The organism is uncultured Clostridium sp. (assembly GCF_947072515.1).
Taxonomy (GTDB): domain Bacteria; phylum Bacillota; class Clostridia; order Clostridiales; family Clostridiaceae; genus Clostridium.
The window spans coordinates 1-16,463 of sequence record NZ_CAMTIG010000064.1 but is presented as its reverse complement, the minus strand read 5'-3'; the positions used below and the strand labels follow the sequence as shown (position 1 = coordinate 16,463).

Genomic DNA, 16,463 nt, shown 5'->3' with positions numbered 1-16,463 from the left:
TCCTTTTGAATCAATAACTTCCTCAACACTTTTATTTATATTTTCATTAGTTTTCTTTTCTTCTTGTGATAATGTAATTCCTTTTTCGCTACTCCCGAATAACTTAGAAAACATTTGACCTAATTTGCTTTCTTTTAACCATTCCCAACCTTTTTTTAATATACCGAATACACTATCTACCATATTTCTAAATTGTTCAGAACCTTGATAAGCTTGATATAAGAAATAAACTAATCCAGCTATACCAGCAACAACTAATCCGATTGGATTCAACATCATAGTTCCATTTAATACTGCTTGAACTGCTGCCCATGTTTCTGTTAGAAATACTGCTGTTTTATAAATTCCTAAAAGTCCTCCAGCTACTAATGCAACCTCTCCTAATATCATCGTTAAATCTGAATTTTCAGATACAAAATTAGTTACTGCACCAACTCCAGTTATTATAACTCCTACAAATTCTCCTAACTTTTCACCAAAACCAACAATTTCATCTTTATTGTTTTTAAGAAATTCTTGTGTTTCTTGTAAAGCTGGCAGCATAGAATCTTTCATTGACATGAAAAAATCTCCAGTTATTGTTTCAACTAACGATTTTATACTTCTTTCTACCGCTGCATATTCATCTTTAGTTTTTTCAGCATCTCCAGCAGCCCCACTTTTTTTCATACCTTCTAACGCTGCATTTAATCTTACCTGTGCTTTAGCTGTATTATCTAAATCAGCCCATTTTTCACCAGTTAATTTTTCAAAATATTCAGCCATTTGAGTTTCTTGAAGATTTATTCCTGTAAGTTGTTTCAAAGATTCAGCTTCGCCGTTTATAGCTGATGTTACACTTCTAATTGCACTATCTAAATCTGTATTATAGAATGAAGCTACGTCTTTTGCAGCCTTTAAAACTGCTTGTGTATTTCCTTTAAGGTCAGTATCTTCAAATCCCATCCCTTTTATCATAGCTCCAACATCAGCCATTTCTTTTTCAAGCTGTCTTTTGCCTAAATTTAAGCTATCTGCCATTTCATTGATAAATTTATCAGCATCTTCAACTTGCCCTACAAATACAGCTTCTAATTTGTTTCTATTCTCTGTAAAATCACTTGCTAAATCTATTCCTTTTATAATTTGTCCAACTGATAAATATGTCGCTGCCATAGCTGCTACACCTTTAAATGCTCCACCCATTTTGGATATAGCATCCTCAGTTTTTTGTGCTTGTTTCCCAACTGCTCCAATTATTTTATCAGTTTGTTCTAATAAGCTTTTATTTATTAGAGTTTCTATCTCTAAAATCATTGTATCAGCCATGATTTACCCACCTTTTTTAAATTTAAAATTTTTAACAGCCATTAAAAATTCTTCATAATCTAAGTCTGAACTATTTAATATAAAATTTATATCAGCATTAATACCATTATTTATTAAAGAAAGGTAAGTTTCCCACCTACCTTTCCTTAAATCATATCTTGTTTTTGCTTTTGATTTTATACTTTTTAGTCCCTTTTCATGAAACCCATTAACACTTGAACTACTTGTATTAATTTCTGAGGATCATTAATAAAATATTCTTTTATTTGTTGGTCTATTGTCATTGATACATCTTCGCTAACTTTTTTAATCAACTCAAATTTTGGAGATTTAACCATTTCCGGGAATAATCCTTTAGCTATTTCTTGAGCCAATTTAAATTCATCATTACCAGTTTTAGCTTTAGCTTCAGAAATTATTTCTGTATATTTCCATCTATTTTTCATAGGACTTATTTCAAATAATACTTTTACTTTTTCATCTGCTGAATTATACATTTCTATTTGTACTTTTTTATTTTCCATTTATAACACTCCTATCTTGAAACATATTTTGACATTCTTAAAATAAATTGTGCATTTTCATCTGTTAAGTTATCAGTAGTTTGAGAAATTGCTTCTAATACTCCAGTTCCACCTTTTATAACTCCATCTATTCTTTCGTCAAGCCAACTAGCACTACCTTTTGCTTTAGGATATAATAATGCTCTACTTAAAGCCACTTCCATATCAGAACCTCTAAGAACTGTTACAGTTATATTCATATTTGGGTCTTTATATTTTTTTAATATTCTTTTCCCTTCTACTGATTTTCCACTCCAAGTTTCTTTATCTTCTAAATGTGCTGTTTCTATATTTACCAAGCCTTCTAAACTAGCAGTACTTCCAACAATTGGATGTATTACTATTAAAGATAATCTTTCCATTTCCATAGCCATTATGCAGCACCTCCAGCCCAATCTAATATTTCTTTTCCTGTTACTGTTATTTTCTCTAATGGTATATTAGGTGAATATGTAAATAATGGGTCTTTACTAGATAATTCTCTTAAAGATTTCATTTCTTTTGTAAAATCAGGAACATTTACACTAAATAAATACCCTCCATCTTGTCCAACTTCTATTAATCCTAAATTTCCACAATACATTAAAGCACTTTCTATATATCCGGTTATTAATTTTTTACCATCATAACCCATAGGAACAATTTCTTCATTAACAAACATGTCCATTAAGCTATTAGCAACATTATACACAATAGTATCTCTTAATATAGTTTCATCTATATGAGTTTTAGCATCTGTACATATAGAGCCAGTGGTTTGCCCTTTACCTCTTACACTTCTATATTCATTCCATCCAGCTTTAGTCATTAATTCTACTTCTCCATCTGTTAAAGGGTCAGTAACACAACCGTTCAATGTTTTAAATTTAGGTCCAACAAATTTATTAGCAAATAATATTCTTGCCATCCAAGCTATATGATTATATCCTTGTGCTTTCATTTTCTGTCCAAAGATTCTACCACTTTTACTTTTATCTTCTAAAGCTCTTGCTGTTATTGTGAATGTTGAAAATATATGATTAGGAGCATAGGTTTGCGCCCATTCCTCAAATTTAACATCTTCAAATACTGGAGCAATTCCAAAGAAGTCAGCTTCTCTAGTTTTATCAAATGCTTCTACTGCTTCATATAAAGCTGTATTATCTGCAGCAGTTATTTTTTTACCAAGAACAAATATATAACTTGTAGTTAATTTATTTCCACTATTATCTTCTTGTCCTAATGCTACTCTTAATGCTTCAATAAGCTTTGGAGCTTGTTTATCTACTAATATTGCTTCAAGTTCTGCTATTGCATCACTCCCACTTAAAGCCGTTGCTGGTATATCTTCCTCATTAGTTATAATAAGCATTTTATCAAGCTTGCCTAATGTTAATTTTCCAGCTGCTTCTATTAAGACTTTTACGTCATTATTTCCAAAAAATAAACCCATCATTTCCTCCTTTGTACCTTTGTACCTTCATCTATTACAATAGAATCTAGGTTTTCTATGTTATATTGTGCTGTTCTTTCATACTCAATAGTTACATCTAAATTATTTATGTATTCATATTTTGTATTTTCCATTGGAACAGTTCTTTCTATAATATTTCCTATTTTTACTATACCTATTTTATTTTCCCAAAAAACTTCTCTTGATTTAAAATTTATAAAGTCAAATAAAGATAATGCTGTTTGTTTTGATTCAAATAAATTATTTCCTATACAATTAAATTGTAAAATAGCATTTACATGTGTTGTCCTTTTTATTTCAGCCATCATTTCTGGCAAAACTTTTTTAGATCCTTTTCTATTTTTTTGTCCAATATCTAAAATCTGAACTGAAATATATGGTTTTTCAGGTTGTTTTCCACCTTGAAATGCGAATATAGTTTCTATACCTAAATTATTATTGATAATTTCAATTAATTTATGTATTTTATCCATTTGAATCAACTCTCTTGACTAAATACACCTTTAAATCTGCTACCTCTAAATATTTAACTATATCGAATATACGATAATTTTCTTGTGTTGATACTCTAACTACTTCACCATTAACATTATTTAGAACTTTTTTAGTATAAAGTAGAATATCATCTACATTTACAGTTCCTTGTGGATATAATTTTAATGTATTTGCATCTACTGGAAAAGGAGCTGCTTTAAAATCAATTGTAGTTTCTTTTCCTGTAACTAAAACACCATTTACATATTTATCATCTTCAGTATATTTATATTTAAATTGTTTTAAATGTTTTTTCAATAAAATTACTTTATCAATTTTAATCACCTACTCTTTATCTCATAATCTATTGCTCTTATAAGGCTTCCGGTTTCTATTAAAGGAGGTTTTATACCTACTTTTTTTCTTTTTCTTTTTATTGTACTTGGAGAATTTGGAGTCCAGTTTCCAGCTTTAATACTCCGTTGTATTCTGCCTTTAACAAACAATCCAATTGACTGCATAGCTTTTTCTCCAGTTTTATTATTATTTATAACTTTTTTTATTTCACTTGTTATTCTATTGGAGATTAAAGAAGGTGATTCTCCAAATTCAGTTGCTTCCCTGAAAAAAGGTCTTGCTGGAATATTACTTGTTCCATACTCATTTAGTTCTGCATATTCCTTTATGGTTTTTCCACCTTCTTGTACATCATTTGCACCCTCTCCTAAAACTCCTACTCTAATTTTATTTTTCCTCATAAATTCAAGTTCTCTATTAATCCTTTTAGTTTCTGTTAATGTTGTAGTTATTTTCATAATTACCAACTCTTAAACTGATTCATAAGGTCTTTAAATTCATTGCTTTTTTCAGAAAAATCTTTAAAAGTATAAGAAATTGTATTAATCTTATAAGATTTTAAATTTCCTTCTTCTCCTAATCCAGTTTTTATATAACTTAAAAATGATATTGCAGCTAGTATTAATAAGTTTGGTATTTTTTCATACCCAGCATTATATATAACTTCTATATCATCAGTAACAGTATATCCATCATGTAGTAATGGTAAATCATATCTTTCAAATCCTTTTCTAGTATAAATATTAATAAATTCATCTGAAAAAATTGGATTTTCTACAATATTACCATTTAATTTTAATGAAATTACTGATTTTATGGGTCTACAATTTAAATAAATAAATTCGTTTCCAGTACCTTTTAAAACATCTTTTCTTTCTTTTAGCATTGGATCATATCCAATATAATTTATTATATATTCCCAAATAGCATTTAACATAAAATCTGATAGTTCCCCAGATTCTAAATCTAGTTCATTTTCTATTATTTTTTTAGTTTCTGCATTTAATAAAGGATTAGTTTCCATATACCACCTTTTCCAAAGAATGAAGGGTATTATAACCCTTCATCTATGCCTTTACTTGTGTTTGTTCTTCTTGACCTACTTGATAATGCTATACTGTCTTTTTTTTTAACATGTAACCAGCTTCAATATTAACAACTTTTCCACCTAATCTAGCTCTTAAAATTTCATCATTTATACCAGCTTTTCCGTTTCTTTCCATTTCAGATTCCATTTGATAATCTACAAAATACACGTATAATCTTTTGAAATTTGCAAATAGAACTGGGAATGTATCATCCATTTGCCAACATAATACAACAGGATGTCCATCAAATGTAGAAGGTTGTCCAGGTATTAAAGATTCAATCCATAAAGGTCTACCTTGTAAGTCTTTTAAAGTTTTCATTTCTAACATAGCAGCTTTAGAAACATACCATTTAGCACCAGCATAATACTGAGGTTTTACTTCTGATTTTATAACCATTAATTCATCCCAAGTTAATTTTCCGGCAGTAGTTTCTTCTTTAGATCTTGCAGCAAAATCTGTATTTTTACTGAATCCTTCAATTTTATTATCAGTATCAATTACACCTTTAAATGTTCTTAAAGCTATTTCTTCAGCTATATCTTCCACTCCATACTCTCTAACTAATGCAGCTACATTAAATTGACTATCTCTTCTAAGTTCGTCAGTTATTGGAATTATAGATTGGATAACACCTTTCGAAATTTCAATTTCTGTGAAATTAGTTTCTCCTTTTGCAGTTTCTTGACCTTCTTTTTTAGATTTAGCCGTATTTGTAGCACTAGGCTTTCTAATAGGAACTCTAATAGTTGTTCCAGTTGCAGTTATCATTTGACCTTCATTAAAGAATGGAGCTATTTCTTTCATATCCTTAACCATTTGATTAGATAAAGGTTTTGGAACTAATGAAGCACCACTAACTAGAGTAGCTTTTCTTAATGCTTCAGAATATTCTTCTTCTGCTTTAGCTATTGAATCAGTTGTAGCTCCTGGAGCTGTCATATTTTTTATTGCTTCATCCATTTTTTCAATTGTAGATTTTAAAGTAGTTATTTCTTCTTCTTTTTTTATTCTTTCAGCTTTTTGAATCTCAGTTTCTTGTGGACCTTCTTTTATAGTTTTTTCCATTTTTTCAATTCTTTCAGTTAATGCTTTTATTGCCTCTGCTGACACACCTTTTTCAATTAACTCTGCTATCATTTTTTTAATTTCATCCATTGATTTATCCTCCGTATCATCATTTTTATTTATTTTTTGTGCTGTTCCACCCATTGAAAACCCTGTTAATGTTCCTTCTTTTATTGCCTTCCAGATTAAATCGTCATTGACTTTTGCTGTTGCCATCCAAGTACCAGCCTTTATTTCTTGTCCTCCAACCATTGTATCTGTTTTAGCTACCCAGCTTTCTACTATATCAACATTAGCTTTTTTATTATCATGTTGAATATCTGAACCTTTACCATTCACTAGAAAATTATGTGCTGCTTTTTCTATATCCTCAGGTAGCATATAATCCCCGTGAGCATCTTTAACAAATGGTTCATACACTACACAAGTTACTAATCTTTTATCTTCATCTTGTTTTAAGATAAAACTATCTAATTCTAAATTTCCATCTTCACTTTTAACAATAGCAAATCTTTTTTTATTTGCTGCTTTCGTTACTAGCGAAATAAAGTCAATCTTAACTTCTTTAAGTAATGCCACTTAAAGCACCTCCTTTAAACTAGTCTTTATTTTGTGCCATTCCTAAAGCAAATCCTAGTCCAAACCAAATTTTCTCTTCTAATTTTTTCATTAAAATTTGAGTTCCTATTTCTTCAGAATAATTTTTTTCATCCACACATGAAGTGCTTTCTATTCCAGTAAATCCATTTTTTAATTCATACTCTAAAATTGTTGTCAATTTCCCAAATATTCTTTCAGTTTTAATTTTTCTATTTTTTATGAATTTTTTAACTAATTCATTAGGTATTTTATTATTTTCTATTTCATACATATTAAATTCTTCTTTCGCAACTGCACCGCATACATCTAAGTGCAATAAACTAACCTTTAAAATTGAAATTTCTTTTTTCATTCTCTCTCCTTTACTCATATATACAAATGCAGTGGCAATTAACTATTTCACCAACTGGCAAAGATTGGTCGTGAGGGTGCAAAGCTCTATTCCCATTAATTACAAAGTATTCGTTAACTTTTATAGTTTTCCCGTCTAAAGCCAAATGTGATTCTCTATCTTCAAATCCGCCACCTACATGCAACCACGTTTTTTTAGACATTCCAGCTTCTACTGCTGTTTCATGTGTTGTTTCATTTACTGCGTTTGCTGTTTCTGTTGTTGCTATTATTCTTGCCCTTGATACTGACATATCTTTTACAGAACTCACTATATCATTGGCTATATCTTTTGTATTTCTACCACTTGCCTGTCCTTTTGTAATTATATTATTTATTATTTCTCTTGTAGTTTCTTCTATTCCTTTGATTTTAGAAGCTGCTATATTTTTATTATAATTATTTATAACTTTGCTAGTGATATTATTTATTGCACTACCTTCTAATTTCCATCCAAATAATGTTTTACACCATTGTACTGTTCTATTAGAGTTTTTAGTCAGCATATTTAAAAGAGATCTTCTAATATTTCTTATAAAATTTGTAAAATCTATTTCAAATAAATCAAATTTATTAATTTTACTATCAATTTCATTTGCAAATTCTATAAAAATTTCTGAAATTATTTTTTCATTTTCATTTTCTAATCTACTTCTTAAAACTCTAACTCTATTAGCTAATAACTTTTTATGTTTTAGGTTCATAGCTTACCCCTAATTCATCCAAGAACATCATGTTAGAACTAATTAACACCTTATTACCTTCCTCGCCTTTTAAAGTAGGTATAGCAAGGTCAAAAGTTGTATTTATAATTACTATAAAATTATTTATTGTAACTTTACCTTCAAGAGATTCAGCACATTTTTTAATTTTATCCCACAAATCAACTTGTAAGGCTTTTATATTGGATGTATTAATTGATATTTTTTCTCCAGCTTCTAAATCATTTTTAAAGAAATATGTGAGTTCTTCACATAATTTATTAGCAAATGGAATTATCGTGTCTTCATACACCTTTTTCTTGAATCCTTCTAAATTGTTATAAGTAGAATTTTCATTCATTACTAAAGCTTCTGGAACTCCCATAACTCTACAAATAATCTTTTGTAGTTCTATCATTCCATTTACCCAGTCAAGGTCTTTTGGATTGGTAGAGAATGGAGTAAATGTTCCACTTCCACTTTTAACAAATGCAACTTTTCCAGCTTCTCTTGCTCCATTTTGAGAAGAAAAAACTCTTTTAATTTCATCAATTTGTGTTTTAGTTGTATCTTGTGGTAATGTATAAATTCCTGATGTTCTCCCTCCATTTTTTAATAGTGTGCAGTTATGTATTAATAAGAAATTTAACATATCTCCAACCATTGCTAATGGCTTAATTTTTGAATATCCATTTCCTTTACCAGCTATTTTATCTCCTGGATCAAATGTTTTTATAATATGATAATTATCTAATTCTTTTCCAGTAATAGAAGTATTTCCTAGTTCTATTCTATCTATTTGTAAATTACTTTCATTTCTATAAATTTGAAATGAATCTGGAGAATAAATATAAATATCTCTACTTAATATTCCTTGTGTTTTGTATAACAAACATCTACCACCAAATATTAAATAAGTTGCTATCGCTTCAATAAAATCACTAAATGCAAGTTCTTTATTAGGTCTATCAAGTGAAGCCATTACAAATTTAGCTCCCATACTTTCAGATAGTTTATCATCTTTATAGACTTCAAACTTTAAAGCTTTTAAATCAGTTACAAATTCATGGAATGGAGCTTGAATAAATGGATTTTCATATGCTTGTTTAACAAAAACATCATAGTTTACATTATAAGAATCATATGTAGAATATCCCCAAGGCATAGGAATACTTTTAATAAAATTCTTAGCTGCTTTTAATATGTTTATTTTTAATCACCTCCTTAATCCATGTCAATAACTTCAAATCCACCAATAATATCAGATGCTTCATAATCTACACCATAAACACATAGAAGAAAAGCATCACCTTTACCAGGAGATCTTTTAATTCTTTCTTTAAATTTTTCTTTTTTCTCTACTATAACTCTACCATAACTATCGAAATTATACAATCTTCCACTTAAATCTTGAATTAGTTCTTTATCATTTGGCATTACTATATCTTTTTTTTCTAATCTTTCTTTACATACAAAAAACATTTCAGTTATAGCATTAGAATACTCCTCGGTATCTCTTGGTTTACCACCAAAGTGAACTTCAATTATTTCTAAATTAGGAACTATTGGATTATAATCATCTGTATTTCTATTATAATAATCTTCATCAATAAGTTCATTTAATCTATCTGCTATTGGTCCTCCAAGTCCTGTGGCATCCATAAATAAAAAATGTTTTTTATTTGGACTTCTTCTACACCATCTAGCAACTTCACCAACACATTGCATTGTAGATTCTTTATTAAAATAAAATTCTAATTTAAAATTACTTCCAGTAGAACTATATCCAACAGTATAATCTCCACCAAAACGAGCTGGGTCAAGTCCCATAACTTCAAAATCATTAAATCTATATCTAGGCTCTACATCTATGTTGCTTTCACATAAACTTCTAGCTATACATGAATTAGCATTTCCAGAAGGTGGCAATCCTTTTAATCTAACTTTTATAACATCAGAATCTTTACCATATCTTCTTTCCATTGATTCAATTTGAGATTTAGACATATAAGGACTATCATAACTTGATAAAGTAATAACATTCAAAGATTCATCTTGCATATTGTAAGCCCATTCATAGAAAAAACCATCTGTTCTAGTCATGTTACCAAATACAACCATTCTTGTTGGGTCTACTCCTTCAAGAACTTCAGGTATTTTATCATCTACTCCAGAAGCTTCATCAATAATTACTAAAATATTATCTTCTCTTTTATTTCCAGCTTCATCAACTTCTCTTAGTTTAGATATAACATCAGATATTTGGTCATCAGTATCAATGCTAACTATACCTAACTCTTTCATTATTTCTTCAACTAATTGGCTTTTATCTCCATGCTGACCTTGTAACCCCAAACTGTTTTATCCATTGTTTCCAATGGTGTCGGACTATATCATCACCTCGTAAGGTGTCACGCACTTCGAGAAAGGGATTTTCACCCTTCCCCTACTCCATATAGGATAGTCTCTACACTTTTAATTCAACTGTATATCCTTTTACTTTATAACCTTTTTTAACAGCTCTAGATAAGCAATTTTTTACAGATTTTTTATTTTCTTTATCTAAATACTCTGCACACTCACCTATACTTTTAAACTCTATTCTTTCATTTTGGTTATAAATTAAAATTCCCTTAGGCTTAGATCCAGCTTCATAGGTTCTTCTGTCTCTTTGAAGTTTGTTTTCTATGGCATGTCTTATATTTTCATAAGGAGTAACCCATTCCAAATTAGAATAATGATTATTGCTCGGGTTTCCATCTATATGATTTATTTGAGTTTTTCTTTCGGGATTAGGAACAAACGCTTCGCCTACAAGCCTATGTATCGCGAATCTTTTTTCCTGGTTATTTTTATGCAAGTTTACATAGAAATCTATTTTCCCACACTTTCTTGTTTTTTTGCAATTCTTTCTAACTTTACCACTTTTAACACTCAAAACTTTACCATAGTTACTTACCTTATAAAGACCTTCGTAGCCTTTTACATCAACAAATATTTCCATATCATCACCTCTGATATATTATAACACATTTGTTGACCTTGTACAATATACATTTGAAAAACTTAGCACGGAATTGCCCTCGACTTTATACGTTAGGGTTTCTCCGTTAGCACCTTGAAGGCACACCCTCTTTCGAGGTTCACGCGATTTTCGATACACATCGCTGTGTAAAGGGACAGGTTTATTTATCCGGGTTCTTAGGAGATATTGGCAGCATATACCATTCTTTTTTATAATCTAAATGGTTAAATTGCATTATATTTTGTTTCAATAAAAACATATCAAAATCTTTTAATAATGATTTATTATACCATTTATTTACCTCGGCATAAAATACTGTTTGTAATTGCCGCCATGTTGGAGCAGTTACTATAACTCTTGATTTAAATCTTGTAGTTATCCACCATAATGTTATAAATGCAGCGCTTGAAGATTTACCTGTACTATGTCCAGAAGGAACAACAGTTATTGGATATTCTTTTATTGATTCTAATATTCTTTTTTGACCATCATATATCAAATGTGCTTCTAATATAGATTTACAAAATTTTATCGGATCATCTTTATATTTTGATAATAAATTATGTATTGCTAATCTTTCATTATCCTTCATTAAAATCACTCTCTAATTTTTTAGATAATTTATCAATAGCTTCCATTGTTTTGTTGCTATCTACATCATCGCCAATTTTTATTTTTTCAATCTCTAATTTCTTTTTTTCTATTTCTAATTCTAAAGATTTTAATTTATATTCTTGTTCCTTAGATGTAACACCCATACCTAACCTTTTTCCTAATTGCTCTGCTGCTTTTAATCTAGAATCAATTCCAACATCTAATCCAAAGGCATCAGTTTCATTACCTCTTAAAACATCAGTGTAAAACTCCATAATTTCAGTTATAGAAGCTATTCGTTTTGATTCTATCTCTTTCAACCTAGATTCGACGTAATCCTTTATAATAGGCTTTTGTAGGTTTTTATAGGCATTAGTTCTTGCTGTTATTTCATTCTTACAATTATAAGCATCCATATAGGCTTTAGTACCATTTAGGTGTTCTAAGTAATAATCAGCAAATAATTTCATTTTCTCACTCATTTTACCAATTTTATTCATTAGGATCACCATTTTTTAGAGTATCAACTAGAAATAATATTAAATCTTTTTTATTTAGAAATTCTACTGATTCTAATTTAATTTCTTTTATTTCAGCTTTCAAAGATTTTATTTTATCTTTATTTTTTTCAATTCTCAATTGTTTTCTTAATTCTACTTCCAATCTGGTCATTTCTTTAAACTCATATTTTTTCATAACTTTTTCTAGTTTATAAGAATAAAATTCTGGTTTACTTAGAGTTACTATTCTATTTTTCATACGAAGTGCTAATATGAGTTTATTAATTTTAATATCTAATCCATTCATTTAACCACTTCCTTTGTATGTAGGTTCTTTGTTCCTAGTTCTCATTATTCCCTCCTAAGATTTTTTAGTTAAAAAACTTAAAATAAAATCTTTAGCATTTTCTAGTGTATCATGTAAATCATTTTCTAATAAATATTCTTCATATTTTTGACTTAATTTTAAATTTGCAATATTTTCTAGTTCTTTATTAGATATTATTATTGGTTTCAAATAATCACCTTTTTATATATATTTCTTAATTAAATTATACATTATATTTGCTTTTGATTCAATTCTTTTTAATCCCAAATATCAGTTTTTTTAGGTTTTCTTCTGCTTTCCCAATCGAATATAAATGGAGTTGTCATGCTTTTTATTCTATCCAGTAATTTATCACTTCCATTTAACAATAAATGTTCTTCCAGACACTCTTTATTTAAATTGGTAGTTATTATAATTGGTTTTTTTATTTTGTATCTTTCATCAATTAAATTATAAACCTTTTCTATTCCCCAATCTGTTAATTTTTCACTTCCTAAATCATCTATTATTAACAAATCAACTTCTTTTACTGCATGTAGTAGTTTTTCTTCCTCTGACACAAAATCTCTTTTATTGCTATAATCTTCTTGAATTTTTCTTAAATATCCAGATAAATTAAAACTTAAAACTGTATATCCCTTTGATTGAATTTCATTAGCTATACAATTTGCATAAAATGTTTTTCCTGTTCCTGGAAGCCCAGCCATTAATATCCCGATATTCTCATTTAGCGCTTTTTTAAATCTTTCGGAATATTTTTTAAATTTTTCCAAATGAGCCTTTTCTTTATCATTTGTAGTTTCACAATTTTCAAATATATTATTTCCAAATTCTCTATCTGTTATTGATAATTTTTTATATTTAGCTATCTTTAATTTTGTTCTTTCTCTTCTTACACAATCACAATATGCATATATATCGTATTTATCTTCTGTATAAAATATTATCTCTCCACAAGTTTTACAGTATTCTATATTGGTTTTCATATACTACCACCATCCTTTGTCATGATTTTCTATTTTTGTTTTTTTAGTATCTATTGGAGTTTCATAATTATTTTTTATAGAAGATATTAAATATCTAAGTCCTTTATCTCCAAAGTTTTTAAATTGCTTTTTTATTATCTCAAAATCTCCACCAGATATTTTTAATAATTCTTCAGCAGTTATCTTGAAATTCTTTTCTCGTATCATCATCGATAACTCAGATTTAAATGTTTGCAATTCTTCATTAAATTTTTTCTGTTTATCAGTAGCGCTATTACTAATATTATTCTTATTAATATTATTCTTATTAATATTATTCTTACTAGTCTCCACATTTTGTGTACTACTGTCTACCACATTTTGTGTACTACTGTCTACCACATTTTGTGTACTACTGTCTACCACATTTTGTGTACTACTGTAAATATTAAGATAATACGTAGTGCTGGAGCTGAAATTCCTCTTCTTTTCTATAAGTCCAAGCTCTAATAATTTAGATAAGTTTCTTTGAATCTGTGTCTTACTATTTAATTTTAAATCACTTAACATTTCTTCATAAGAATACTTTATATAGACATCTCCATCTTTGTCTATCCAACCGTTTTTAGAGGACAATCTAATTCTATCGTACATTAAAATATAAGTAGAATATGCTCCAGGAGTTATTTTTCCTTCTAACAATAAATCAAACAACCACTTTGGAGTTTGATAATAATTTATATTTTCTAAATCTACTTTTTTTATTGCTCTCATTTCTCGCTCCTAGATATTATTTTTTTTAAATTCTTTTTCTAAATATTCTCTAACTATCTCAGAAAAACTTTTTTCTTTAATTTCGCACAACCTTCTAATTTTGTTTCTAAATTCTAATGTAACTCTAAGTTTCATAAATATATCCAACTTCAACACCTCCATTAATTGTTACCACTATTATACAATATACGTTGCCACATTGTCAAGCAACTTACTACAAATTGTAACAAATAAAAAAAGGCATCATCTTTACGACAATGCCATGAACATAGGAGGTTATTTAATTTTTTATTAATCCCTAGTTTCCCACCAAAACTTTACCCTGAGTATTTTATTAACATAAGTTTACCTCATTAATATGTATTTGTCAAATAAAAAAAAGAGAGTATCAACCAAATTATATTATAAGTTTCTTTTCTTGGTCGGAACGAACTTATAATATACTCAAATGAGATACTCTACTTTTATTCATGCCTTTTCACGTATCTTACGAAAATTAAAAATTTAATTGGAATATACATATATATTAACACAATTTTAACTATTTTTCAATAACTTTTATTTCATTATCCCAAACTTTGAATTGAGCTAATAATATATTTGTTTTATTATCCCTAACTTCATTTATTAAAACTTTATCATGGTTTTTACTAACTGTTCTAAATACATTTGCTAGTTTTTCTTTTTGTTCAACAGTCATATTATTCCACCATTTCATATTATTTACATAAATCACATTTTCTTTTACTTCAACTAATCCAGATCCAGAAGTAAAATATCTTGTCATATCATCAAATTCACATGCTGCAACTCCTAAAGATAGAGAAATAAAAATTCCTAATAATAATTTTTTCATATTAATCCTCCTTAAAAAAATGATTAAAAATATCTTGTTCAAAATAAGCTATAATCCCTAATTCGTCTACAAGTACTGTTTGTTTCCTATCTTCTCCATTCCCAAAAATCTCATACATCTTATTTTCTTTGAAATTATAAACTTCTTTAATGCAAGTGCACATTTTAGGTTTTTTTCTTATTTGATACGTCGGTGTTTCTCTAAGCGCTTCACCACACACAATACATCTTCTTGTACTATATATAGCCACTCTTTGATATTCGTCGTTTATATCTTCATCAACTTCTCTTTCCAAAATTCCAGTATAAATATATGCGTGTCCAAACATTTTACATTTTAATTCGTGTATTTTTTTTAATAAATCCATATCGCGCCTCCTTTATTTATTATCTATATAATCTATTATTTTATTCAATGTTTCAAAACTTCCTATTTTACCTTTAAATGTATTTGTTATAGTAACATTAGATATTCCTAAATCTTTAGCCATAACAATAGATTTTATTTTTTTATTTTTCATATCTTTTTTTAAGTGATATAAAAGTTCCTCTAATCTATTCATAATGATCCTCCTTAGTTTTTATAATTAAATTATATCATATTTAATTTAATATTACAATTCTTTTATAAACTATATTAAAAAAATTAAAACAATATTTCAAAAAACTATTTACTTTTTATAAAATATATGATATTATATTCTTGTAAGCGAGAGATACAAAAAATAAAAAAAGGCATCCACAAAAATGTGAACACCTGTAAAACATGACAGTCAGAGTGTAACATATTTAGTGGTCCTTGTAAATAGTGGAGGACATATGAAATTTAAAAGATTATCTAACAACTTCTGGAAAGTTGAGTTCAAAGGAAAAACAATTGTAGGTACTTGGGATAAAGTGAATGAGGAAGTGAGAATTTATGCTTAATGTAATCTATATATGTTTAGGTTGGATGGTAGTTTGGTCAGCACTTGTAGGAGGTATACTATGTCAGTAATTTGCGAATGTGGAGAAAAAGAAGCAAAATATATTGTAAAAGATGAATACATGAAAGATTGGCACAATAATCTTTGCGATAAATGTTTTAAAGAAGAAATAGAAGAATATGATAAAGAAGGTACTAAGTATGTTGTGAGCCTCGTAAAATAGGCTCACTAAGACTTTAGTGTTTAATTACATACTTAACTCACTAACCCCCAAAGTGAAAAAAGTTGTTTCCCCTAACAACTGTTAAGTATGTTATTAAAAACTAAAAAGGAGGTCATCCATATGACGGTAAAAGAGCTTAGAGAATTAGCTAAAGAAAGAGGTTTAAAAGGTTATAGTCAGTTGAAAAAAGTAGAATTAGAAGAATTACTTAGAGAACCAACACTTCAGGAGAAATTTGAAAAAACTATTCCAGAAGAAGTTGAATTAATAG

At 28.3% G+C, this 16,463-nt stretch carries 26 protein-coding genes; 2 read left to right on the top strand and 24 right to left on the bottom strand.

What is annotated here, in order from left to right:
* The 24 genes from Q0W06_RS16555 to Q0W06_RS16440 all read right to left on the bottom strand — a co-directional run.
* Positions 1–1,308: hypothetical protein (locus Q0W06_RS16555; RefSeq protein WP_297638254.1), on the bottom strand; the 1,308-nt coding region annotated here is incomplete at its 3' end.
* Between the two features lie 185 nt (positions 1,309–1,493).
* Positions 1,494–1,832: a hypothetical protein gene (locus tag Q0W06_RS16550; protein WP_297638251.1), complete on the bottom strand. Its 339-nt coding sequence runs from the start codon at positions 1,830–1,832 to the stop codon at positions 1,494–1,496.
* 11 nt (positions 1,833–1,843) lie between these two features.
* Positions 1,844–2,245: a hypothetical protein gene (locus tag Q0W06_RS16545; RefSeq protein WP_297638248.1), complete on the bottom strand. Its 402-nt coding sequence runs from the start codon at positions 2,243–2,245 to the stop codon at positions 1,844–1,846.
* Positions 2,245–3,303 carry a hypothetical protein gene (locus Q0W06_RS16540; RefSeq protein WP_297638245.1) on the bottom strand — a complete coding sequence of 353 codons (1,059 nt, stop codon included), beginning with the start codon at positions 3,301–3,303 and terminating at the stop codon, positions 2,245–2,247. Before Q0W06_RS16540 ends, Q0W06_RS16545 begins: the two co-directional genes overlap by 1 nt.
* A complete protein-coding gene (locus Q0W06_RS16535) occupies positions 3,303–3,797 on the bottom strand; it encodes a hypothetical protein (protein ID WP_297638242.1) in 495 nt (164 codons plus the stop codon). The genes Q0W06_RS16540 and Q0W06_RS16535 overlap by 1 nt, the downstream gene beginning before the upstream one ends.
* Positions 3,790–4,143: a hypothetical protein gene (locus tag Q0W06_RS16530; RefSeq protein WP_297638239.1), complete on the bottom strand. Its 354-nt coding sequence runs from the start codon at positions 4,141–4,143 to the stop codon at positions 3,790–3,792. Before Q0W06_RS16530 ends, Q0W06_RS16535 begins: the two co-directional genes overlap by 8 nt.
* Positions 4,140–4,613, bottom strand: a complete 474-nt coding sequence (locus Q0W06_RS16525; RefSeq protein ID WP_297638236.1) for a hypothetical protein — start codon at positions 4,611–4,613, stop codon at positions 4,140–4,142. The genes Q0W06_RS16530 and Q0W06_RS16525 overlap by 4 nt, the downstream gene beginning before the upstream one ends.
* Positions 4,614–4,615: 2 nt before the next feature.
* Positions 4,616–5,179, bottom strand: coding sequence for a hypothetical protein (locus tag Q0W06_RS16520; RefSeq protein WP_297638233.1), 564 nt, complete (start codon positions 5,177–5,179; stop codon positions 4,616–4,618).
* Positions 5,180–5,267: 88 nt separating this feature from the next.
* Complete coding sequence (locus Q0W06_RS16515) at positions 5,268–6,890, bottom strand: phage major capsid protein (RefSeq protein WP_297638231.1); 1,623 nt, start codon at positions 6,888–6,890, stop codon at positions 5,268–5,270.
* A 19-nt stretch (positions 6,891–6,909) separates the two neighbouring features.
* The gene (locus Q0W06_RS16510) at positions 6,910–7,263 is read right to left on the bottom strand and encodes a Gp49 family protein (protein ID WP_297638228.1); all 354 of its coding nucleotides are present in this window, start codon (positions 7,261–7,263) and stop codon (positions 6,910–6,912) included.
* Between the two features lie 10 nt (positions 7,264–7,273).
* Positions 7,274–8,005 (bottom strand): phage minor head protein, encoded by a 732-nt coding sequence (locus Q0W06_RS16505; RefSeq protein WP_297638226.1) that lies wholly within the window; start codon positions 8,003–8,005, stop codon positions 7,274–7,276.
* Positions 7,989–9,167 carry a phage portal protein gene (locus Q0W06_RS16500; protein WP_297638223.1) on the bottom strand — a complete coding sequence of 393 codons (1,179 nt, stop codon included), beginning with the start codon at positions 9,165–9,167 and terminating at the stop codon, positions 7,989–7,991. Before Q0W06_RS16500 ends, Q0W06_RS16505 begins: the two co-directional genes overlap by 17 nt.
* A gap of 59 nt (positions 9,168–9,226) precedes the next feature.
* The gene (locus tag Q0W06_RS16495; protein ID WP_297638220.1) at positions 9,227–10,357 is read right to left on the bottom strand and encodes a hypothetical protein; all 1,131 of its coding nucleotides are present in this window, start codon (positions 10,355–10,357) and stop codon (positions 9,227–9,229) included.
* Between the two features lie 112 nt (positions 10,358–10,469).
* Positions 10,470–11,006: an HNH endonuclease gene (locus Q0W06_RS16490; RefSeq protein ID WP_297638219.1), complete on the bottom strand. Its 537-nt coding sequence runs from the start codon at positions 11,004–11,006 to the stop codon at positions 10,470–10,472.
* A gap of 181 nt (positions 11,007–11,187) precedes the next feature.
* Positions 11,188–11,619, bottom strand: a complete 432-nt coding sequence (locus tag Q0W06_RS16485; RefSeq protein ID WP_297638216.1) for a hypothetical protein — start codon at positions 11,617–11,619, stop codon at positions 11,188–11,190.
* A complete protein-coding gene (locus Q0W06_RS16480; protein WP_297638213.1) occupies positions 11,609–12,121 on the bottom strand; it encodes a terminase small subunit in 513 nt (170 codons plus the stop codon). Before Q0W06_RS16480 ends, Q0W06_RS16485 begins: the two co-directional genes overlap by 11 nt.
* Positions 12,114–12,428 (bottom strand): hypothetical protein, encoded by a 315-nt coding sequence (locus Q0W06_RS16475; RefSeq protein ID WP_297638210.1) that lies wholly within the window; start codon positions 12,426–12,428, stop codon positions 12,114–12,116. Before Q0W06_RS16475 ends, Q0W06_RS16480 begins: the two co-directional genes overlap by 8 nt.
* Positions 12,429–12,482: 54 nt before the next feature.
* Entirely contained in the window at positions 12,483–12,638 is a 156-nt protein-coding gene (locus tag Q0W06_RS16470) for a hypothetical protein (RefSeq protein ID WP_297638207.1), read from the bottom strand.
* A gap of 68 nt (positions 12,639–12,706) precedes the next feature.
* Positions 12,707–13,435 carry an ATP-binding protein gene (locus Q0W06_RS16465; RefSeq protein WP_297638204.1) on the bottom strand — a complete coding sequence of 243 codons (729 nt, stop codon included), beginning with the start codon at positions 13,433–13,435 and terminating at the stop codon, positions 12,707–12,709.
* 3 nt (positions 13,436–13,438) lie between these two features.
* Positions 13,439–14,188 carry a replication initiator protein A gene (locus Q0W06_RS16460; RefSeq protein ID WP_297638201.1) on the bottom strand — a complete coding sequence of 250 codons (750 nt, stop codon included), beginning with the start codon at positions 14,186–14,188 and terminating at the stop codon, positions 13,439–13,441.
* A gap of 9 nt (positions 14,189–14,197) precedes the next feature.
* Positions 14,198–14,335, bottom strand: a complete 138-nt coding sequence (locus Q0W06_RS16455) for a hypothetical protein (protein WP_297638198.1) — start codon at positions 14,333–14,335, stop codon at positions 14,198–14,200.
* A gap of 394 nt (positions 14,336–14,729) precedes the next feature.
* On the bottom strand, positions 14,730–15,044 hold the full coding sequence (locus Q0W06_RS16450) for a hypothetical protein (protein ID WP_297638195.1): 315 nt from the start codon (positions 15,042–15,044) through the stop codon (positions 14,730–14,732).
* Between the two features lies 1 nt (position 15,045).
* A complete protein-coding gene (locus Q0W06_RS16445; protein ID WP_297638192.1) occupies positions 15,046–15,411 on the bottom strand; it encodes a hypothetical protein in 366 nt (121 codons plus the stop codon).
* A gap of 12 nt (positions 15,412–15,423) precedes the next feature.
* Entirely contained in the window at positions 15,424–15,606 is a 183-nt protein-coding gene (locus Q0W06_RS16440; protein WP_297638189.1) for a helix-turn-helix domain-containing protein, read from the bottom strand.
* 424 nt (positions 15,607–16,030) lie between these two features.
* Between Q0W06_RS16440 and Q0W06_RS16435 the strand changes: the two genes are divergently transcribed.
* Positions 16,031–16,192, top strand: a complete 162-nt coding sequence (locus Q0W06_RS16435) for a hypothetical protein (protein WP_297638186.1) — start codon at positions 16,031–16,033, stop codon at positions 16,190–16,192.
* An 87-nt stretch (positions 16,193–16,279) separates the two neighbouring features.
* Positions 16,280–16,463: Rho termination factor N-terminal domain-containing protein (locus Q0W06_RS16430; protein WP_366516797.1), on the top strand; the 184-nt coding region annotated here is incomplete at its 3' end.